Here is a 21,371-nt window from a genome sequence, read left to right as displayed (position 1 = left end):
AAGCGTCATCTTTTTTGGTAAGCGAAGCCTAACCAGCCTCAAGGCGGGATCTTGTCCTGTGCCGATGGCGGTGAGCGCGCGGTTGCAAAGAAGAACCATAGAGGGGGAACGAACGACGGCATCTCTAGCGCCAACCATCGCGTCCTATCCGGAGAGGATAATGGGGACGCCACGTTTCCGCAGAAGCGAAAAAGTAACCACGACTGCACAGCAACCGTTCATGCGCAGTCCAGGAGCCTCAGTGCGCTGGCTCATAGGCGAGAGCCCCCCGCATTGCGGACCGCATTGACGAGCACCCAAAATCGAGCCCCAATCGGATTACATCATTTGTTTGGGGATTCACATGAACCGATTTCTCTTTGTAATGGCTGACTTTCTGTCCCGGCCGCCCGGCTTTTATGTGATCATCGTGGCCATGATAGCCTGCACTGCGATGGTCCCTTTCGGCCTAACAAGCGTAATCACCTATGCGCTTTCCGTAGCTGCGATTGTGATTACCGGCGTTGTTCTGATCCAGGGTTATCGCGACACTGCTGCCATCCATGCCAAGCTCGATGAAATTATCGTTGCATTGAAGGAAACGAGGAACAATGTGGTCGGGCTGGAGCACGCCGAGCCTGAGGAAATTAAGGCCCATTTGGCGCGGCTCGAAATGGAAGCGGCGGCGGCGGATCGAGAAACCAAGCACGGGGGAGTCTCTGGCCCGTGAGCCCTACTCAAAAGCCATCATGGGCAAGCTGAGTCCGGCACGAGGCGGTCGCTTCCGAGGGAGTGCATCTTTCGCAGAGCTGGCGAAAGCACTTCCAAGTTATGGGCAGGTTTGCCAGCTTTGCCCGCGCTATGTGGAAGCACACCGCCGTCGAGCGCTGCCGCATTTTCCCGGGAACGTCGACGCCGCGGAAGCCGTCGGCATAGCGATGCCGGCGAAGCCTGCCTGCGGTCCAGATGGCGAGAGCAATATGAGCTCACACCACGTCTCTAATAACGGCATCTAATTTCGGAGGCCAACGCTCGGAGGCCTTTGCGTAAAAAGTCCCTGTTCGATTGCGGCCGCCTTGAAGGCATCGATCGCAGCTTGTTGGTTGCAATGACCGGCCAAGCATTCCTTGATCATTCGGACGGCTTCGACCCGCCGCGGCTTGGCCGCGTATGGCCATGGTTGTTCAAGCGCTTTCGCAGCGTCGGAAATTGATGCAACCACCATCGGCTTGCAATTCAGGTAAATTGTAATCGGAATGAACGCCTGCATTTTTCTCGCTCACCAGGATTGAAGGCGGCTAAACGCGAAGAGAGGGCGGAAGTTGCATGACGCGCATCTTCGCGATTTTAAGCCCCGCTACACGATGCAATTGAGACTGAACAGGCTGTGCTCGGGGCATGCTAAACTCAAATGAACGCCCGTTCGCGGGTCGGCGAACAAATTCGCCGACAAACTCCACCGCGCGGTTTACGAACCATGGGCAAGATGATCGCCGTAGGAAGGCCGGTAAATTCGAATCACGGCGGCTCTGAAAGGTTCCACCGTGGTGCTGCCGGACGGTCCAATTCGGTGTCTAGCGCGGCGACTGCGACTTCTCGGCCGGCCGCTGGCGGGCATTCAGCATGCGCGCTTCGCGTAGCAATGACGGGGGGTCCGTGCCGAACATGTTTATCAGATCCAGGACCTGGGCCGCCGTTATGCCGGTTTCCTTCGCAACAGACTTCGCTACGAGACTTTTGAGGTCGTCATGATCGCTCTTGTCGTCGTCCATAGTAAACTCCCAGCCACGCTTGCGTGTGTCGGTCGCCGTGATACTCGTTTCTCGAGTTAGTTGCATCGCAACGCTCGGTAACAGCTTTCGTTGCATTCGGCGCCGGGAAGAACAGTATATCATTTCGGTCTAAGAAGTTCGAGGAGCTCGCCCTCGTGCTTTTGCCCTCCAACAAAGGTCAAAACGCGAGATGCGAGACGTCGCCGTCCAAGGGCGAGGTTCGACGTTTCGTCGACGCAGTGCCGTTGAAGTACGCGGTGGCACAAACCTAGGTCGGCGGGGTCAAGGCTGGTTTGAACGGCGCAACGTCCCTGACCCATGCTTGGTGAATAGCATTCGATCGATCATCAGTCCCGCCGTGCTTCATATGCGGCGGGCTTTTTATTCCACTAGCGGGAACAACCGAGCCACCCCGAAGGTTCGGTGCTGGCAGCAAGTTTACTCCTGATGGCTGCAGGATCGGTCAAGCCGGTCGAGGCCCGCGTCTTTCATCCCTCCGAAGACGCGGGCCTTACTGCATAGATTCCGTCACAGACGCGAAACTGGAAAGAAGTTGCTGATCGCCGGGAGCTGACTGTATCGTGTGAGGGACTTCGAGGCCGCACCTTTGCCGCTCTGGTCAACCTGCGTCGAGCCTGCCCGCCGCCGGAACCGAAGCTCTATGCGTCCTACACGACGCCGATCGATGAGTAACGGATGATCACCTCGTCCTGACGAAAGCGTCGCTCAAGGTCAGCACGGCGTATCCGCCAGGCTGGCAGATCATTGTCCTCCGCCATCACCTCGAAGATGACGATTTCATCGTTGCTGCACTGGTCGCCTTGCCGCCACAGACCTTCGGCAGGTGCCTGCAAAAAAGCCGTAACGCCGGCGAACTGCTGGGCCAGTTCCTCTTTCAGCCGGTCGAATTCCTGTTTGGGGAACGGTCTGCCGGAATTGTCCGCGGGAGGTAGGAGGATTTGAAAAAGATACATGCTGAATCCCGATGATCATGAACGGTCGCCGTGTCTCTTCGTTCCTCATGCTTTGTTCTCGGCGTCGGCGCCGGGCGCCGTGTGCTTGATGTCACCGTGGGCCGTGTTCGGCCTGGGACCAATGTTCGCTCTCGCCATTTGCAAGATAGTTGTGCATGTCGGTTGCTGCGACCGCTGCGTGGCCGAATGCTACGGCAAGCTGATTGATCTCGTCGACCACATCTCCGGCTGCATAAAGTCCGCGGACCGCAGTGCGCTGGCGCGAATCCACGACGAGATTGCCCGCTTTGTCACAGCATGCACCAAGGTCGACCGCAAGCTGCGAGCGGATCGTTGAGCCCATCGCAGGGTAGATGGTCTGGAACGAGAGCGTTGCGCCGTCGATGAGTTCCACTACCGCCTCCCGGCCCGTGGCGCAAACGGCATTGGGTCTGCATATGCCGATCTTGATTCCGGCGCTTTTGAGTTTGTTACGCTTGTCCGGGGAGAGCTCGGATGGATCGGTAATCAGCAGGGTGAGATCCTGAGTGAAAGTGCGCATGAACAACGCCTTTTTCATTGCGTGTTCGGTCGGTCCGATGATGGCCACCCGCTTGTCGATTGCTTCATAGCCGTCGCAGATAGGGCACAATCGCAAGACGCCAGCTTGGATCATGTCGGTAGCGCTAGGAAGATCCGGGAGGACGTCAACAACGCCGGTTGCAATGAGCACCGAGCGGGCACGAATGGGAGACGAAGCGGCCGCCAAAAACCCAGCCTTCGTTTTGCGAATGGATACGATCCTGTCGCGGACCAAGCTTGCGCCGTATCGAGGAGCCTGCAGTTCGAGGCGCTCAAGCAGGTCAGGGCCGGTAATGCCATCTGGGAAGCCCGGGCAGTTGCGTGTCAAGGGAATCCACTTTGCACGGCTTTCATCTGCGTCGACAACAATTACTCGCCTTCGAAATCTTCCAAGGTAAGTCGCAGCCGTTAGGCCCGCTGGCCCGCCACCTACGATCAGGCAGTCGAAGCTTCCTTCATGCCGGTTCGTGTCACGGTTGGCCATTCAGAAATCCTGAATCACAAGGCTGGATCGCGAGGGCACAGCCGAACGCCGTTGAAGGAACGCGGAGCTGGCGATTTGGTTACAAATGTGGAGCTCCCAATTGGTCGGACAGTTCAGCTATTGAGACAATGCTTTGATACCTGCGGAGGGGAAGCCATCTTCAGCGCGGTATCCGGATGGATACCGACAGAATAGGTCGACGACGGGCTGGCGGAGTAAGCGTCCGCGGCACAAGCAGGATGAAGTAGGCGGGCGTTTCCCTCACTTGGCCTGGGCCAACATGACCGGCCTTCAGAGACGGCGGCAGCTGCTGTAGCGATTTCTTCAATCAGCTCCAATATCCGCCAACAAGACTGCTGCGCAGCCAGTGTTCGTCCATCACCATTTTGCCGGACTTCCGCAGCCCGGACCAGAGCGGATTTACACCGTTGCGGTCGATTCGCCGGTGCTCGCCAAGCCTCGACAATTGTTCTATGCTCTCTTTGGCACGGCATGGTCGTGATTGCGACACAGAAGGCTGTTGTCCTGTGGGGGGTTCCATGTTCGAAGTCGTCGGAGACTGGTGGAAGACGGGCTCGAGAAGCTGCTTCGCCCTAAACACCACCCTTGGCTTGATCGTTGCGCTATCGGTGCTGTTGGTACCTGGGCTGGAAAGCGCCAATGCACAGACGAACTGGACGCTCGACCCGACGGCGTCCGTGCTCACCTACCAGTCGGTCAAGAAGAACACGATCGTCGAAACCAACAAGATCAGGAACATAGCCGGCACTCTTTCTTCGGCGGGTGAGGCCAAGATCACCTTTGACCTCAACTCCGTCGACACCGGTGTCGACCTTCGCAATGTCCGCATGCGGTTCCTCTTCTTTGAGACATTCAAATATCCGTCCGCCGAACTGACCGCAAAAGTGGACCCTGCCGCATTTGCAGACCTGGCGACCAAGCGAAGGGTGAAGGCAGTACTGCCATTTCGCCTCAACCTGCACGGGGTCGATAAGGATCTCGAGGCCAATGTTGTGGTGACCATGATCAGCGACAGCATGGTCTCCGTCGCTTCGGAGGCGCCTGTTGCCGTGCATGTCGAGGACTTCGGACTGCTGCCGAATGTCGACAAACTGCAGCAGGCCGCCAATGTGACCAACATTGTTCCGACCGCTTCGGTATCGTTCGATTTCGTGTTCAACGCTGACGGCAGCAAGCCCGCGGCCGTGCAGACAGTCGCGGCAAGTACTGCCGACGTCGGACCCGTCTCCACCGATGCCGCGAAGGCGAACTTCAGCGACGAGGAGTGCCTCAACCGGTTCGCGGTGCTCTCCCGCACTGGTGCCATCTACTTTCGGTCGGCGAGCGCGCGCCTCGACAACCTAAGCCGCCCGCTGCTGGCGGAGGTGGTTGGCGTGGTCGGCAAGTGTCCCAGCCTGAAGGTAGAGGTTTCCGGCCATACCGATTCCGACGGTTCGCCTGAGGCCAACAAGCTGCTGTCGGAGCGCAGGGCTCAGGCTGTTGCCGACGCCATCGTTGCCGCGGGTATTGCACGAACGCAGATCACGGCGACCGGGTATGGCGAGGAGCGGCCTGTTGCGGCCAACGATACGCCGAAGGACAAGGCGCTCAACCGGCGGATCGAGTTTTCCGCCACCAAGCTCGTCAACTGAGGAAGGACCTCTTGTTCCGGCGGGGCTTCCAGCTGATTGCCTGTTTTGGCAGCACCCCGCGCATGATCGGGCTGGTGACGCTCTCTCTATTGTTGGCATTGACGGCGGCCAATGCGGAACGCCGTGTTGCTCTGGTCCTTGGCAACTCCCAGTACCAGCATGCGCCGGCGCTGACCAACCCGGTCCGCGACGCGCAGGCTGTTGCCGACCGCCTTGCGACGTTGGACTTTGAAGTCGTCTCCGGTTTCGATCTGACCAAATTGCAGACCCAGACGACCATTGCGCAGTTCGCAAAGCAGGTTCGCGGCGCCGACATTGCCCTTTTCTTTTACGCCGGCCATGGTTTGCAGGTTTCAGGCAGCAACTACCTCCTTCCGGTCGATGCCGCATTGGAAGACGAGACCTCGCTTGATTTCGAGGCCGTGCCTGTCGAGTTCGTTTTGCGGCAAATGTCGCGCGAGACCAGCATAAGACTGATTTTCCTCGATGCCTGTCGCGACAATCCCCTGGCCGAAGTGTTGGCAAAGGCGGCCGGCAAGGGAGCGAGAAGCGGGCTTGCCGAAATCCCGATCGAGAATGGCGGCGCCGGCACGCTGGTCGCGTTCTCCACCAGTCCCAATCAGGTCGCCTATGACGGATCGAGCGAACATTCGCCGTTCACGTCTGCGTTGCTTGCCCATATCGGAGCTTCGAACGTCTCCATCACCGATGCGATGAACATGGTCACCGCCGATGTCTTCAAAGCAACCGCCGGCAAGCAGCGCCCGTGGATCAATGTCTCGCTGACCACCGAGGTCGTATTGCACAGAGTCGATCTCAACGCGCCGCTGATCGTCGGCGAAGCGACCGGTCCGCAACCAGCGGAAGGCGGCTCGGATGGGCGCAACGCCACCGGAAATTCGTCAGGCGAGGATGAGGCACAGCTTGCACTTAATGTCCTGCGGCAGAAAATCCCGAAACTGGCTTCGGACGATCCGATCTTTTTCGACCGACCTGTCGATTTTGGAGATCCAAAGATCGACGGCAAGAGTATCGCCGAGCTGATCACGGGCAAGCCGCTCTTTGCTCCCGTGGAAGGGCTCGACAAAGCGGTGTGGCAGGGCAAGCACTGCAATGGCTGTCATGAGTGGAATGAGGTTCGGCTGTGCGAACAGGCGAAGAATTTCGCCGCCAACGATGTCTCCGTGCTGCGCCTGCAGCATCCGCTCGGGACGCGCTTCAAGGTGGCGCTGGCCAAGTGGGCGCAAGGCGGCTGCAAGTAAGATCTGGACCTTCGGTTCGAAAATTCTCGGTCAAACAGGCTATGGGGCCAATCCCCGCATAGACATTCGTCGTGTGCGGAAATCAGAAAACGGCCCGATTGAGAGCCACGGATGAGCTCCACAACAGCGTGTCGGCCCGCGCCATCCTGATCGAGATGAAAAGCATTCCTTGCTGCACGAAGCCCTCTAAGGGGACCCTATTAGTGGCGGATGTTGAAGGGTCCGCAACGCTCGACAGTCTGCACCGAAAGTGCCCGCGCGATACCCGCTCGCGGAACTGGAACGATCTAAACGATCTAATCGTGCCTGGTGTGCCTTTAGAACGGCCGTAGCGGCCCTCCGTGACCTGGGCCCACACGCAGACGAGACGAACCTCGAACTGTGTGAAATTCTGATCGATCTGGCGACATATGATGGAAGGGCCGTCCTGCTCGACACCGAAGAATAGCCAGAATAGCTAAGGAACAAATCGGATCACGGGATGGTTCGGACCTATTCGCATGTAGGCCGGCCATGGTTGAGTTCGACGAAAGAAACAGAAGGTTATCGCCGATCTCATACGACGGTGGATCACGTCAGAAGCCATCCGCGACTACCTCCGCAAGGCGCTAAATCTTCCGGTAGATCAGGGGCTTCCGGATGAGCACAAGTCTTTGCTTGATGAAATTGATAGGGTCGACAAAGAGTGATCGCATGACTGGTTTGCTCCGGTCCCGTCAATCTACGTCTGCAACTCACAGGGCAACAGCAAGTAACTCATGAAGTGGACCAAGCGTGGCCGTCAGTGGAGCGTGGGTCTAGCTGATGCCGCCACCACGAAGCACGAACAGCCTACCGACGTTTGATCAGTTCGGAAGGCAATCGTCAGGTTTGCGCAAGCGGCTAGGGTTGGAAGTCGATGCAGAAATGCCGAAGCACTTTGCCGGGTTGCTAACCGCGCTTGACCAGCGTGAGCAGGAACTGGCTGACGAGCCTTCAGTACGCTTTCGTACCTCGAATTGATTCAAATATGGCCGTCATGGCAACGTTGCCCAGAGAACACCTAGATCGCGGCGAGCAGGGACAGCAGCACATTGCTAGAACTCATCTTCCGGGGCTGAGACTGGTGGCCCGCAAAATCCACCCGACGTCGCCCTCTAGACCGAGGAAAGCACCGAGGCGAAGAGGCGGACGACGGTAGCCAACCCGCGGATGAGAATCTGATCAACGTCATCTCTGAGCCCCCCCTCGGCCCTGCGCAGTTCCAGCCAATCCCGACTCCTTTGGACACCCGCGCCAAGCAGTTGTTCCCTCTCGCCTTCAGCCCTGACAGAAAACATGCGAGGCTAGTATGCGTCCGCTGATTGGCGCAGCGCCTCGGTCTCGGCCATCTGTAAGCCCATTTCAACAAAGGCAGATAGGACGGCAAAACGGTCCGCAAGTGCAACACGCGCGAGTCCTGCCAGAACTCCGGCATTGACGGCATGGGCGGCAGGCAACGGCTGTAAGGCCGGTGGCACTGCTGTGCGGCCGGTGGATCCGCCAGTACCAAAGCCATTGCTACGCCGTACCGCAGCCAACGCAATCCAGGCGCCCGGGGTTGTAGGTGGCACTGCCGCTGCCTGGCCCAGCGCGGCGCGATGGTGGGCGCTGCCCGGTTCGCTGACCCAGTTGCTGACGAGTGCGAGCAGTTTTTGATCAGTTTCATCGAGCAGCTCGCTCAAATGCCCAAGGCATTCATGAGCCCACCAGACCGCAGCCCGATCCGGCAGCAGGTAGGCGCAAAAGGTGATTGCCTCTTCGGGAACGCGCCCGGCGAGGAGGCCGCGGCAAAACTCGATCGAACGCTGTTCGGTTGGAAGGGTTCGCATGTCCAGGGCAGCCGCAGGACAAGCCATGAAAAGATCTCGTGCCGTTTTGAATCGGAGCCCGTTGGCCATGACGCCACGCTTTCATCGAGAGCCTGCCGGCACTCAAGCCCGCAGCGCGGCGCGGGTCAAGTCTCAACTTGCGGCGGGGTGATGACCGGTGACACAGCCGCGGCTCGGTATTTCCCGCAGACAATTGCTTCGGAATTTGGTATGTTCACGGTTGGTTAATATCGGATGCTCAACAGGAGTAACCGCTATGCGGTGGGCCAGTTCACCCTTGGTGTTGGCGGTCTTGGTTTTCTCGACCCATGTTTACGCCGACCCGGTCCAGAAATCAGAAGATATCGTGAAGTTTTTTGCCGGCGTGGCCGATCTTGGCAAGTCGCGTGGAATTTGTGTCGGCACCGATGAGCAGTGCAAGAGCAGGACCAAGGCAAAAGACGGACCCGCCGACAAATCCAGTCTCGACATGCTGATCAATTTCGGACTCGATTCGGCCGAACTCGACGCGACCGCGCGCGCCGAGCTTGCGGAGTTTGCCAAGGCCCTGAAGGACAACCGGCTAAGCACTTTCCACTTTGTCGTCGAAGGCTATACCGACGCCTCCGGTCCGGCAAACTACAATGAGCGGCTCTCACAGCGGCGGGCGCAATCTGTGACGTCCTTCCTGACAGCAAGCGGCATTGAGGCTGCCCGCATTAACCCGATTGGCCTGGGCGAAGCGCATCCGCGCAGCCCCAATCCGTACGATGCTGTCAATCGCCGTGTGGAAATGCGCATAAAGACCGAGTAGCGAACGCTGGCGCATGCCGCCGGAAACTGTGCGGCAGTTTCGAGCCACAACGGCATTGCGGCGGGCAGGGCAGTCGTTTGAACGCCTGCTGACAGTTCCTCCAGCTCGCCGCCCACCACCACCCTGGCGCTGAGGTGCAGCGGCTTGGTCGGGAAATCGCGGACCCGGGAACTAATCGGGCTGCGTCTGCGAAGCGGTTGCGACTTGCCGACGCCGGCCCTGGTTCAAAGCGCATTCTGAACGGAGCTCAGCATCGCCGTGATCACCTGTTTGTACTTTGCGAACTCGGGCGATGTCTGCCGGACCTCAGTCGTGGTCGTGGACTGCTGGCTTGCGGCGGTCGTGGCTGGGCTGAGCTTTCGACCCATCTTCCTTTCGGCCCAGTCCACGACATAGCTGGCGGTCTTGCCGGTGAGAAAGGGATTGGCCTGAATGACGGCTGATCCGAGCACGGCGCTCAGTTGCGCCGAACCCGACGCCGACAGCACCTGATGCGCCCCCTCCATGCCGAGGAAATGGCACAGATAGAGCCGGCCGGCTGTGATCTGGTGGCCACGCGCCCGAAGATAGGCTTCGCCCTCTCGCGCCAGATTGCGAACCATCTCGCGCGAGATCGTGGCGTCGTAACGCAGGGCAAGCAGGTCGGCGGTCGAGAGCGTGCGTGCCAGTTCAGGGCGGTATGTATTCATCATCCGGATCCAGGTTTTGGTAATGAACTGGCCGGCGCCGGTCGCTGAAGAATTCGGGTTCTTGGCACGGGCACTGCCGCCACTTTCGACGTGGACGATGCGGTCGGTGAGCGTTTCCACGGCGGAAAGATCCGACGCGACCGCGGTAACTGTGCCCAGCGGGTCGATCGCCGCGCCATTCTGGTAAAGTTCGAAATGCAGGTGCGGTCCGGTCGACAGTCCGGTGGTGCCGATGTAGCCGATGATGTCGCCTGCCTTCACCTTGGTGCCGACACCTCCGACGATTGCGAATTTCTGCATGTGCGCATAGCGCGTCTCGCGCCCGCTGCCGTGCGAAATCTTGACCAGATTGCCATAGCCGCCCCCATCGCCCTGGAAGCTGATTTCGCCATCGAAGGCGGCTGCGATCGGCGTGCCGACCGGCGCCGCCCAGTCGACGCCCTTGTGGATGCGAACGGTGCCCAGAATTGGATGCTTGCGCGGCCCGAAGGTCGAGGTCAAGACCCCGTTGACCGGTGTGACCATGCCGTTGGTGACCGTCAGCGAGCGGACCTGATCGTCGCCTGTCACGCATGCAAACTGGCCATCGCCCTGCTGGAAGACGAAACAGTCGAGACTTTTTGTCGTGCCCTGGACACCAACATACAGCACGCGCCCGGCGCCTTCGTCCTTGCCGCGCGGCGTCTGCGAATAGATCAGCACAAGACGCTGGTCCTCGCTTGCGAAGGCGTCCAGATCCTGTCCTCTCGACAGATACATGATGGCTTCGCCGATCACGCCGGTCGGAACGCTATTGCGTGCCGCGGTCGAATAGATCGCGTCGAGCAGACGATACTGCCTTTTGTGGGCGCCTTCGGCGGGCGCGCCCGAGTAGTTGAACAGATCTTCACGTACCCAAGGATCAACGCCCGATACGAACACGCCCGCGGCATTGCGCGTCAGCGTACCGACAAAGACGTTCTTGGCGTAGATCGACACCTGCATGAGGGACATCGTTGTCGTCTCGCGGTTGGGCCGGTATCCACGCATGGCCACGACATAGCCCGGTTCCAGGCCGTCCCGGCCGAAGAGGGCCTTCAGCGCCTCGCCTGCCTGCTTGGCGTCGTCGGCGGAGAAATGTGCATCGAGCGCAACGCTGTCCAGACTGCGATCGTTGAGGATCTTCACGAACGTGTCTTGCGTCGTTTCGAACCGCTGATATTCGTTCGTGACGGTTACGACGCTGGTGTTGTTTTCGATCTGGGTCTTGTGGAACGCGGGAAGAGCTGCATCGCCTGCATCGATTGTTTCACCCCAGCCGGCCTCCGGGTCGTCGGCTTCGGCCAGTTGATCGGCAGCAGGCGCGGGTTCATCCGGGGCAGGAAATGGCTGAAGGTTGTTCTGCAGATCGCTGGAAGCGGCGGGAGCCGTCTTTCGTTGCGCCTGGAAGAATGCAAAATCCTCCTGCGTCGACGGTATGGTCGTCATGAATTTCTCGCTGGCGCTGAGCATGACGTCGGACAAAATCTCGATCTGTGGCGAAACCCCGGCCAGGTCGAGTTCGGCCGGACGTGGAACAACACGGCCTTTCGTTGCGGCGCCGGAATCGGGTGCGAGCGTGATCCACATCGGGTCCCCCGGCAGGCCGATGATGGCAGGTACATAAACAGAGGCATCAGCCGGCACATCGTCGGCTCCTTCGACCGCATGCAGCTCCTCGTCTTCGTCGCCAAACGACCAATAGTCCGCGGTGAGATAGAAGCCGGCGGCAATCGAACAAAGGAAAACCGTGGCGAAGCCGGCAAGAAGCCTGCGCCAAAACGTGCGCCGGCGAAGGGCAGCGCGTGCTTGCTTCTTCTCCTTGAAGGTGGTGTCGATAGCGTGCGTCACGGACTGTTTCCGGTCAGGAAAAACGTCCAACGCACCTGTTCAAGCGTATCGACTTCAACAAATCGCGCGGCAATATGGCCGCGCTGCCAGCATTCGTCGATGCCGCGTATCGAGAAACGTCGCCGCTCAATGCACATTTCGGTCGATCCGGTCAGGATGGCATGGCCGAAAACGTCAGTGGCGTAGAGGTAGATGTAGCGGTTCGCCAGTTCCTCGCGGATGACATTCACGCACTGATTTGCGCCGATGGTCCACCAGCCATCGGTCTGGTCGGCATTGTCGACCTCCTGGCCGACGGCGAGGTTGACAACGTCGAGCGTCTGATTGCACACCGTGAATTCGGCGCGCGCTTCGTTGCATGAGAGCACGGCCAGCAACGCGGCGGCCGAAACGACCGCAAGCCTCGTGCGGCCCCTCGAGGCAAGCAAGGTTCGAAGCCGACCACGCTGCTTCAAAGGCAGGTCGGAAGACGAGCGGGGCAGAATCGAGCTATGGAGTTCCATCGGACGCCCATGCTACCCGCCGAGCCGGAAATACTTGGCACTGGCCGAGAACTTGGATCCCTTGGCCTCGATTTCCTCGAGAATTTTGGGCAACAGCCGTGAGGCTGGCATTGGCGTGGAGAATGCAGCCGACTGGATATCCTGGGGCCCGGTAATCACCATGATGATCTGCGGCACGGCCTTGCCTGCTGCCCTGTCGGCGGCGCCGAGACCGATCGGGATGCTGAAGGTAGCCTTGTCCGATTGCACGACCATGCGGTCGTCGAGGTTGAACATCATGCCTTTGTGGTCGATCAGCAGCACGCTGGAAATGAGCCCGCCACGCGTCACCAGCGTACCGCTGATCGGCGTACCGTTCGGCACCGATGTTCGATCGAGGACAAGCTGCGGCTTTTCGCCAGCAGTCTGCCCCAGAAAGCGCAGGAAGTTGGTGACTTCGCACTGGCTCGGCTCAATGAGGCGCACGTTGATGTCCGGCTCAACGTGGAACTTTGCCTGGAAATCAGCCAACATCTGCTCGAAGGGCTGGACCGCGGTTCCAAATCCTTCGATGGCAGCGGTCTTATCGGTTATCGAGGTCACGGCGGCGTAGAAACAGTCGCCACCGCTGAAGTCGCGAACCCACGAGACGCGTTGCGCTATATCGTCGATTACCGGGGCAACTTCTGGCTTAGGCAAGTTCAGGGCGACCACGGCCTGGTCTGGTTCTTTGGCCGGCGGCAGGTCGGCCTGCTGCTCCTTTGCCCTCGTCGCATCCGGCTGGCGTTCAGCCGGCTTGGGAACGGGCGCTGCGGGTATCGCCTTCGCCGGCCGGCTCGCCTGGTGTTTGGGCGGCGGCAGGTCGGCCTGCTGCTCCTTTGCGCTCGTCGCATCTGCCTGACCTGCAGCCGGTTCGGGAGCTGGCGTGGCCGGTTTCGCCTCCGCCTGTTGGCTTGCCTGCTGTTCAGGCTTTTGGCTCGCCGCGGCGTCTGGTTCGGGCGGCGTCGGAGCCTTTTCGACCGGCGGGAGGGCAGGAACAAGCTTGGCAGGTGGCGAGGGCGTTTCGGGCTGAATTGACGGCGTTGCGTTTTCGGCCGGCGGTTGCGCCGCACTTGCTGACGGCGTCGACGTTTCCTCGGATTTCGGGAGTATCTTGGGCGACGCTGCCGGCGGCGGCATTCGATCTGCGGCCCCTGCCTGATTTTCGGCTGGTGCTAACGCAGTCTCCGTTTGCGGCTTTGGGGCTGGAACTTCCTGTGGCGGTTCAAGGGTGTCCGCAACATTGTCCGTCGCCAGCGGCTTCGATGCCTCTGCCTCTGGCATTGATGCTTCGGGGACAGGTATCGTTGCTCGTGGGGCAGGCTGTGGGGGCTCTGGCGCGGAAAGCGAGGTCTTGCTGGCGCTCGGCGCGGAGGGCGTTGTAAAGCCGCTGAAATAAACGCCGGCAACTGAGGCGAGAGCCAATGTCGCGAAGGCAGAGATTGCGATGGTTCGCGTCTTTGTGGATCGTCCAGGAACAGCGCCCACGACCGCACGTGGCGGCGCGGCGACCGGTGAGGCTCGCGGTTCGGACAACAGCGCCGGCCGGACATGCGGGACAAACCGCTGCCCAGTCGAGCCTGTTGCCAAAGGCGCTTCGTGGCCCAAGACATTGGATGGCGGGGACGAGGCCTTCGGATTGGGCGCAAGCGTTTGCCCCGCTCGTGGCAGACCCGGCCTGTCGCGGTTTGGGATGGACGTCGGTGGCGATGTCCCTTCGTCCTCGTCACGCGTCATCCTGGCGATCTCCGCCATGCTTACCGGGCGGTCTCGCGGATCCGGCTGCAGCATGGCTTCAACGATGCCGCGAAAATCGTCGTCGATGTCGGACAGGTCAGGCACGGTCCGACGCTTTTCGATGATCTCGAATTGGGACCCGCTCATGTCGATCGGCTTGCCGCGCAGGGCGGCAACCAGCACTAGCCCCAGGCTGTAGATGTCGGACTGCTCGCTGACATCGCCGCTGTATAGCCCAAGCTGTTCGGGGGAAACGTAGTTGTACTTTCCCGCGAATTTTCCGCCGATCAGGGTCTCACCGCCGACGGTCGCCGATCGCGCGATACCGAAATCGATGATCTTGGCGCGGTCAACCCGCCCGCCTGGCAAGATGATGTTGTCCGGAGAGAGGTCGCGGTGAATTGCTCCCGCCTCATGCACGGCGCTCAGACCCGACGTGAGGCGATGGCAGAGCTTGCGTACCTCTTCAGTCGGCATCGGGCCACGCCGGATGATGTCGTAAAGCGACTCGCCGTCGACAAATTCCATCGCAAGGTAAGGACGACCGATTCCGGGGTCGATGGTGAAGACGTGATATCTCACGACGGCATCATGCGAGAGGTGATTGAGGATCGACGCTTCCTTGCGGAACAAGGACAAGATCGTCGGGTCGCGGGCAAATTCGGGCAGGACGATCTTGATCGCGACATGGTCGCCAGTCTGAATGTTGTGCCCGCGGTAGACCTCACCCATGCCGCCGAATGCGATCCGCTCGTCAAGTTCGTAGATGCCGCTAAGCTGCGTACCGACGGCGGTGTTGGCCAGCTGCGGCGATATTCGCGTCTTGTCGTCGGCGCTCATCGGCCTCAACCCTCCGCTCTGGACAGATCAGGGTAGGGGGGGTGCCCATTGCTTCTGTTTGCGAATTTTACCAGCACAATCGTGACATTGTCTGTCCCGCCTCGCTCCAGCACCGTTTTCAGCAGAGCCTCACAGGCCGCCTGAGGTGTCGCAGTCACAACCGTGGCGCCGATCTCGGCATCGGTCAGATGCGCCGTCAGCCCATCGGTGCACAACACAAAGATGTCTCCGGGCATGATTTCGCCTTGCTGGAAATCGATGACGATTTCGTCGCTGACGCCTACCGCATGCGTGATGACATTGCGGCGCGGCCAGGTGAGCGCCTCGGCTGCGCTGATCATGCCGCGGTCGAGAAGTTCCTGAACTTCGGTGTGGTCCTTCGAGATCTGTGAGATCGCGCCGTTGCGGATCAGATAGACCCGGCTGTCGCCCGCCCACAGGCAGGCAAATCGCCCATCCATCGCCAACAGGGCGGCAACGGTGGAGCCGATGGTTATGCCGCGGGACTCGGAGATCCTGCGGATCTCGGCGTTGGCACGGCTCAGCCTGTCCTCGAAGCGTGCACGAAGATCCGGGGCGGAACTGGCAATGCCGATCGTGGCCAGATGATCGACGATGCTGGCTGAAGCAACCTCTCCGGCTTCATGCCCACCCATTCCGTCGGCCACCACCCACAGGCCGGTTCGCGGCTCGACCAGATAGTTGTCTTCATTGTGCTCACGGACACAGCCATTGTGGCTCACGCCGAAGCTTTCAAAGGAAAGGGCGACATCGCTCAACTTGCCACCAAGCGCTTCTCGAAGCGTCCTCTGCAGCGCACTCTCAGGCGCTCGCTGGCGCCACTTTGCCACAGGCTCGAATATTAAAATATCGAAATCTAGCTTTGAGCGCCTGACCGTTGTGGCGGGTCACCACGAGAAAGAGCTCAAGAGATGATTTGAGGGAGCGGCAGCGCTCAGTTGCCTGCTCAACTGCGCATGCTGCGATCTTCCCATCTGGCACGGCTTGCCGGTCCCTAAGCGTTCCAGCTCATCTCACAACCAACCAAGCAGCGGTCAGTACCCCGGAATGTGCGGAAAGACGTCGTAGGATCTCGCCATTATCGGCTCCCCAGAAGACCACCTGGATGCCACTGCCAGGAGCCCGACTTCTTCCAGGATCCGAGTGAGCAGCGTGCCCACCCAGCGCGCATTGCCGACGCAGTTCAAACAGGAGGGTAGATAATAGCCAACTATCGATCCTCGCCGTGACATCCGGCTGGTTAACGCAGGCAACATCGTTTCTATATATTCCTGATGTCAACCAGTGAGATCAGCATGGCTCGAACAGCGCCAAACACTAATATTATCGGGTCTGATAGTCTGCAGGCAGTGTTTCTTCGACGCGCCACATCGGAGCTTGAGCGCATTGCAGCCACTGCCTCACCAAAGGTTCTGGACGCATTGTCGGCCCCGACCGATGCCGGTTCGCTCGCCCGGCATCTCAGCCAGTCGGACGTCATCGGGTCAGCCGTCATAGAACTCGATCCACTCGTCCCCGCCCTGGCAAGAAACGTCGAACACCGCAAAATTCTAATTGAGCGTGCGGGCGGCACGCTGTCGGCCGAGAATGCCGGACGGCTGCTCGGCATCTCGCGTCAGGCAGTGGACAAGCGCCGGCGGGCCGGGTCGTTGCTTGCGGTTCGGCAGGGGAGCGACTGGCACTATCCTGCTTGCCAATTTGACGAAACGGATATGGTCGCCGGCATCGCGGACGTTGTGCGGGCCTACACTTCAGCCGGATCGTGGATGGCGCTGGACTTCTTGCTCGCCCCCGACTCGGTGCTCGGAGGGCGCACGCCACTTGAGGCGTTGAGGGCCGGCGAGGCGGATTCAGTTCTGCGCATTCTACGCAGTGAGGCTGTGGATGGGTTTGCATGATTTCCGTGGATCGGGCCCCGCGCCGCGGTCCACCCGGCCTGGCGCCTCCTCCTCCCGATTGGCTTGACGATATCTCGCTTTCTATTGACAAAATAGAAGCCGGTCAGGTGCTGCACCGTGTTCACCGATCTTGGCTCGACCCGATTTTTTTCGGACCGGGACGGGGCGTGCCACCGACGAACCGTTTTGACAGCGCGGGCGGACGGTTCGTGGTCCTTTATGCCGGTCTGACGCTTCGCCGGGCGTTGGCCGAACCACAGCTGCGCAATCCGCAACGCCTCATGGTCGGCATGGCGGATATAGTGGAGCGTTCGGCATCGGGGTTGGTCGCGGACCGGCCCTTGCGCGTTGCGCGTCTGTATGGGCCGGGCCTTCAAACCATGGGCACTGACAATGCGATTTCGACGGGCCCCTATGAACCTTGCGGCCTTTGGTCTGATGCGCTGTGGGCGCATCGAGATCAGCCGGATGGATTGGCCTACCAATCGCGACACCATTCCAGCGAGATGTGCCTCGCTCTCTTTAAGAGAGCTGACTTTCAACTTAAGAGAGCTGACTTTCAACTTCTGCCAAAGGAGACCCGATCCTTATCGAGCATGTTCGACGAAGGTTGCAGCAGTGCTCGAGACTTATCGGAAATCCGTTTTGCTGCCCGCCAAGTAGCACGCCGCCAGTGCTGCCGGCGACGGTTCTCGATACGGTCCTTCGGACGAACGCCGCTCGTGGGGCCCTGGCGAGGCGGGTTCTTGCCCGGATGGGGAAGGCACCGTTTGGCAGGCGATGGTTTGGATACGCACATCAACCAGGCGTTCGCTGATGCCGCTCATTGATGCAAGACAAACCTCAGATCGACTAGATTTCGCGATCCCACTTGCCCTCGGCGAGGCTCAAATCCTCTCAGAAAGCCTTCGGACAGCTGAATACAGAAAGTGCGGGAAGGAAGAAGGGGCTGGGTCCGGGACCGGTCTGGATCGTATAACTGACGTCGCGTCCACCAACCACGAAGCGCGCCTCAACAGTGCCGTCTTTGCTGGTGATCGTCGCCTTGTCCAGCAACCGCTTCAGCGACCACGGCCCGTCGAAGCTGATAACGGATTCGCGGCCCGGCATTTCCGGTGTAAGTCTCAGACTGGCGGACGCCGAGGCCGCGCCGCTCGGCCAGGACACCGTGCTTGGCGTGTTACCCGCCTGGTTGCTCTGCACGATCTGGCCATCGATGTCGAGCACCGCAGAATCTGCATCGCCGTTCAGCGAGAACGGAGTAAACGTCAGGTTGACCGAGGGCATTGATCCGCCCGAGGGGAAAAAGGCGTTGCGGATTTCCGCAGCCACCTGAAAGTTTTTCAGCGTCGACTTCGACAGATCGCGCCCAAAGCGCGCATTCTGTTTCCAGCTCCAGTCCTGGCCGCTCATGTCGATCAAGGAAGCAAGGTTTAGTGCGAAAAACCGATCCATCAGGCCGCCCGGAGAGAACAGCTTGGCAAAGTCCGCCATCGCAATATCCTCGGTACCATCGCCGGCAAACGGGTAGCGGCCGTTGACCGCCTCCTCGCAGGGCTGCGTGACGGCCTGGTCGAGCATCTCGTTCAGATTCGTCAACGAAATTTCAGCCGCGTTGCCCTCAAATTCGTCTGCAGTTGCGTTGACCATTCTGCCGAGTTGCTTGGGCAGACGCGATGCATTGGCGCGAAGGGTGGCTATCTGCAGCTGAAGGTTGGCGTTGACACGTTCCGTCTGCGAAGGGACCTCGGTTGCCAGTTGCAGGCTCTGTTGGATATCGCGAAAATTCTGGGTCAGCGCATCGATCGGTCGGTGTCCAAAAGGCCCGCTTACCAGAGCCTGGAAGGACCTGAACTGCGCTTCGATGTTTGCCCCGGGGCTCTGGGTTTGAAATTTCGCCGACCCCATACCGGCACGGCTTTGCGACTTTGCGGAGCTAATTTGAATGCCGATGCGAGCCAGGCCCTTGGCCATGTCCGCAGCGTCCTGGGACTGGCGCATGACGGTGCCGGCTTGCGTCCCATTGCCTGAGTCTTCACCGGAGACAGGGTCGCGCGCCAAGGCTGTTTCCTCGGCAATCGCGGCAAAAAGCTGTTCGATCGGCGAGCTTGGTGAGGCAACGGCGGAAAGCGCGACATAGTGCGGCTTGTCGTTCAGCATGGCTTTGAATTTCAAACCATTGAGAACGCTGTTCCACGCGGCTGCGAACTCCTTGCCGTAGCGATCGAGAAGTTCGGGGCCGAGCTTGAGCAACTCCTGATCGATCCCGCCTTGCTCGCCGCCACCGCCCAGGACCCACTGGTCGTCGACGAGTGTCTGCGCAATGCGCGAAAGCTGTCCGAGATAAAAGTTGTTGAATCCGGCATGGGTGTAGAGACCGGGAACACGGAGCTTCGACAGATCGCCGCCATCGACGCGCTCGAACACAAGCTGCGCTTCCGGCCCGCCTTTTTGCGAAACAGAAAAATCGTCCAGCGCAGCCGCGTACACCGCCGACTTGATCAATGCGGACGCACGATCGGTAAGGCTCATGCGCCCGAGTGAACGTTGGGCGGCTTCCACAAGCGGCTGGTTGAGTTCGAAAGCCGGATCATAGGCATCGTCCAACGCAAGCATGGCGCGCAGGTGCTTTTCGAGCTGCGCGCGTCCTTCGCGGTTGCTCTCGCCTGGATACCGGTTCTGTTCCCAATCCTGCTTCATCCAGGAGATGATCAATGCGTCATCGACCTTGGGTGCTTTGCCGCCAAGCATCAGGTAGATCTTGAGCGGTTCGTAGAGCGCGGCGGGCTCAGCCATCGTCGCCTGGACGGTCCGCTCGGCCTGAACAAGCAGACGCGACCGCAACATTCGTTCCAGTGCTTGCCGGTAGGCTGTTGTCGATGCCGAAAGAAGCCTTTCCCGCTGGCTAAGGCCGACCGTTTCCTCGATCGGTATCGGTAAGTCACTGGTTTCGAAACCGGCCGGCATCTTGCGCAACTGGTCGAGCGGGCCGATGACGTTTTCAAGGTCGACATCGGTGACCGTGGTGCTTTTGAGCAGGGCGTCGGCTGTCTCGCGATATTGGCTCGTCGCCTGCGTGGTGGAGGCGATCAGCGAGCGGTTGGCCATGAAGCTCATCCCGAGCGCGCCAAGGGCCGCTGCAGTGATCAAGGCTATGATGCCAAAGCCGCCATATCTGAGGGCCGCTGCCCGCCTCTCGGTCGCTCGGTCATAGGAAACCCACCCGGATTCGGCGAAAATGACATCAGTCAGGAGATCGTGCAAAAAGAAGCTTTTGCCGGTCCCGGACAGGTGGGGGCGGGAATTGTTGCCGAAACTGCGGCCGATTGCGCCCAGCACCTGATCGATAGGCGTTCCCTCTTGGGTCCCCGACGAGAAGTAGAGCCCACGCAAGCTGACGTTCACCTGGCTGCGGACCGGATCGAACAGGCTGGTCACGAAATTGGCAATTCGGCCCTTCAGCGCGTAAAACTGGGCCGGAAAGCCAAAAATCGATATGCGCGAGACCGGATCAGGCTCTTCCTGCAGGCGATCAGGCATCTCGTCCGCCAAGCGGTTCGCCAGTGCATCGAATTCGGCCGAAGCCTCACCGGCCATGTTCTTATTGCGGTCTGTGGTCTGGAATGTCGCGCCCCAGACCTTGCGCCTGCGCGGCTCCTCGAAACTGCCGAAATAATCCATGAAGCCGGCAACAAGATCGGCCTTGGTGAAAAGCAGGTACACCGGAAACTGGATTTTCAGCGTCTCGTGGATCTCCCTCAGGCGACTGCGTATTTCAACGACATGGGCGTCAAGCTGCTGGTCATCGAGGCTGATGAGATCGGCAAGGCTGATGGCCAGGATAACCCCGTTGATCGGTTGTCTGGTGCGGTGTTTCTTCAGCAGTGACAAAAACGCAAGCCAACTTTTGCTGTCGCTTCCAGTGTTGGAATCCTGCGTGGTGTATCGTCCCGCCGTGTCGATCAGCACAGCCTTTTCGGTAAACCACCAGTCGCAGGAGCGGGTGCCGCCAACTCCGGCCACCGGCTGGGCCTCTCCTGAACCGGCAAGCGGAAAATTCAGACCCGAATTGACCAGTGCCGTCGTTTTGCCGGCGCCCGGCGGGCCAATGACGATGTACCAGGGAATATCGTAAAGGAAATTGCGCTTACCGCTCGAGCGCTTGAGTGCTGCGATGGCCTCACTCATGCGCGCCTCGAGCACCGGTGAATCGTCATTGCCCCCGTCGTTGCGGGCAATGATCGTCTCGAGCGCTTTTTCCGCCTTCCTCACATGCCAGGCGCGCACTCCGTAAACGAGGGCCGCGGCCACCACGATCGTGCCGATGATTGTCGCGCGCAACCAGACAGGTCCCAGCGGCCGGATATCGGCGAAGCGGATCAAAGGTCCAGCAAACCAGATCGCCGCCGCAAAACCGCCTAACGCGGCCGTGCTGGATATCCGCGGCAGCCAACGCATCATTGGCGTTT

At 59.9% G+C, this 21,371-nt stretch carries 16 protein-coding genes; 6 read left to right on the top strand and 10 right to left on the bottom strand.

The window, feature by feature from the left end; translation table 11 throughout:
• Positions 1-343: 343 nt before the first annotated feature.
• Positions 344-709, top strand: coding sequence for a low affinity iron permease family protein (locus NKG60_RS29800; RefSeq protein WP_352665800.1), 366 nt, complete (start codon positions 344-346; stop codon positions 707-709).
• Between the two features lie 282 nt (positions 710-991).
• Here NKG60_RS29800 and NKG60_RS29795 read toward each other — a convergent pair whose 3' ends face one another.
• From NKG60_RS29795 to NKG60_RS29780, 4 genes are all read right to left on the bottom strand, one after another.
• The gene (locus NKG60_RS29795; protein ID WP_352665799.1) at positions 992-1,249 is read right to left on the bottom strand and encodes a DUF982 domain-containing protein; all 258 of its coding nucleotides are present in this window, start codon (positions 1,247-1,249) and stop codon (positions 992-994) included.
• A 304-nt stretch (positions 1,250-1,553) separates the two neighbouring features.
• A complete protein-coding gene (locus tag NKG60_RS29790; protein WP_352665798.1) occupies positions 1,554-1,751 on the bottom strand; it encodes a hypothetical protein in 198 nt (65 codons plus the stop codon).
• Between the two features lie 668 nt (positions 1,752-2,419).
• Entirely contained in the window at positions 2,420-2,725 is a 306-nt protein-coding gene (locus NKG60_RS29785; protein ID WP_352665797.1) for a hypothetical protein, read from the bottom strand.
• 91 nt (positions 2,726-2,816) lie between these two features.
• Positions 2,817-3,770 (bottom strand): NAD(P)/FAD-dependent oxidoreductase, encoded by a 954-nt coding sequence (locus NKG60_RS29780; RefSeq protein ID WP_352665796.1) that lies wholly within the window; start codon positions 3,768-3,770, stop codon positions 2,817-2,819.
• Positions 3,771-4,156: 386 nt separating this feature from the next.
• On the opposite strand from NKG60_RS29780, the gene NKG60_RS29775 reads away from it, so the two are divergent.
• Positions 4,157-5,422: an OmpA family protein gene (locus tag NKG60_RS29775; protein ID WP_352867040.1), complete on the top strand. Its 1,266-nt coding sequence runs from the start codon at positions 4,157-4,159 to the stop codon at positions 5,420-5,422.
• A gap of 11 nt (positions 5,423-5,433) precedes the next feature.
• Positions 5,434-6,684 carry a caspase family protein gene (locus tag NKG60_RS29770; RefSeq protein WP_352665794.1) on the top strand — a complete coding sequence of 417 codons (1,251 nt, stop codon included), beginning with the start codon at positions 5,434-5,436 and terminating at the stop codon, positions 6,682-6,684.
• Between the two features lie 1,325 nt (positions 6,685-8,009).
• Here the strand turns inward: NKG60_RS29770 and NKG60_RS29765 are convergent.
• Positions 8,010-8,603 carry a DUF6931 family protein gene (locus tag NKG60_RS29765; RefSeq protein ID WP_352665793.1) on the bottom strand — a complete coding sequence of 198 codons (594 nt, stop codon included), beginning with the start codon at positions 8,601-8,603 and terminating at the stop codon, positions 8,010-8,012.
• Positions 8,604-8,790: 187 nt separating this feature from the next.
• On the opposite strand from NKG60_RS29765, the gene NKG60_RS29760 reads away from it, so the two are divergent.
• Positions 8,791-9,327 carry an OmpA family protein gene (locus NKG60_RS29760; protein ID WP_352665792.1) on the top strand — a complete coding sequence of 179 codons (537 nt, stop codon included), beginning with the start codon at positions 8,791-8,793 and terminating at the stop codon, positions 9,325-9,327.
• Between the two features lie 224 nt (positions 9,328-9,551).
• On the opposite strand, the gene NKG60_RS29755 is transcribed toward NKG60_RS29760, so the two are convergent.
• Genes NKG60_RS29755 through NKG60_RS29740 form a run of 4 tightly spaced genes read right to left on the bottom strand, consistent with a single transcriptional unit; the run spans position 9,552 to position 15,762 of the window.
• Positions 9,552-11,885, bottom strand: coding sequence for a M23 family metallopeptidase (locus NKG60_RS29755; RefSeq protein WP_352665791.1), 2,334 nt, complete (start codon positions 11,883-11,885; stop codon positions 9,552-9,554).
• Positions 11,882-12,388 (bottom strand): DUF1036 domain-containing protein, encoded by a 507-nt coding sequence (locus NKG60_RS29750; RefSeq protein ID WP_352665790.1) that lies wholly within the window; start codon positions 12,386-12,388, stop codon positions 11,882-11,884. The genes NKG60_RS29755 and NKG60_RS29750 overlap by 4 nt, the downstream gene beginning before the upstream one ends.
• Before the next feature lie 12 nt (positions 12,389-12,400).
• On the bottom strand, positions 12,401-14,983 hold the full coding sequence (locus NKG60_RS29745) for a serine/threonine-protein kinase (protein ID WP_352665789.1): 2,583 nt from the start codon (positions 14,981-14,983) through the stop codon (positions 12,401-12,403).
• A gap of 5 nt (positions 14,984-14,988) precedes the next feature.
• The gene (locus NKG60_RS29740) at positions 14,989-15,762 is read right to left on the bottom strand and encodes a PP2C family protein-serine/threonine phosphatase (protein ID WP_352665788.1); all 774 of its coding nucleotides are present in this window, start codon (positions 15,760-15,762) and stop codon (positions 14,989-14,991) included.
• A gap of 537 nt (positions 15,763-16,299) precedes the next feature.
• On the opposite strand from NKG60_RS29740, the gene NKG60_RS29735 reads away from it, so the two are divergent.
• Entirely contained in the window at positions 16,300-16,902 is a 603-nt protein-coding gene (locus NKG60_RS29735; protein ID WP_352976355.1) for a DNA-binding protein, read from the top strand.
• Positions 16,899-17,732, top strand: coding sequence for an RES family NAD+ phosphorylase (locus NKG60_RS29730; protein ID WP_352665786.1), 834 nt, complete (start codon positions 16,899-16,901; stop codon positions 17,730-17,732). The genes NKG60_RS29735 and NKG60_RS29730 overlap by 4 nt, the downstream gene beginning before the upstream one ends.
• A gap of 67 nt (positions 17,733-17,799) precedes the next feature.
• On the opposite strand, the gene tssM is transcribed toward NKG60_RS29730, so the two are convergent.
• Positions 17,800-21,363 carry a type VI secretion system membrane subunit TssM gene (gene tssM / locus NKG60_RS29725; RefSeq protein ID WP_352867029.1) on the bottom strand — a complete coding sequence of 1,188 codons (3,564 nt, stop codon included), beginning with the start codon at positions 21,361-21,363 and terminating at the stop codon, positions 17,800-17,802.
• Positions 21,364-21,371 lie beyond the last annotated feature (8 nt).

The sequence above is a fragment of the Mesorhizobium sp. M1428 genome, from assembly GCF_040317515.1.
In the GTDB taxonomy this organism is placed as follows: Bacteria; Pseudomonadota; Alphaproteobacteria; order Rhizobiales; family Rhizobiaceae; genus Mesorhizobium.
This window is presented reverse-complemented; position numbering and strand designations above follow the sequence as displayed.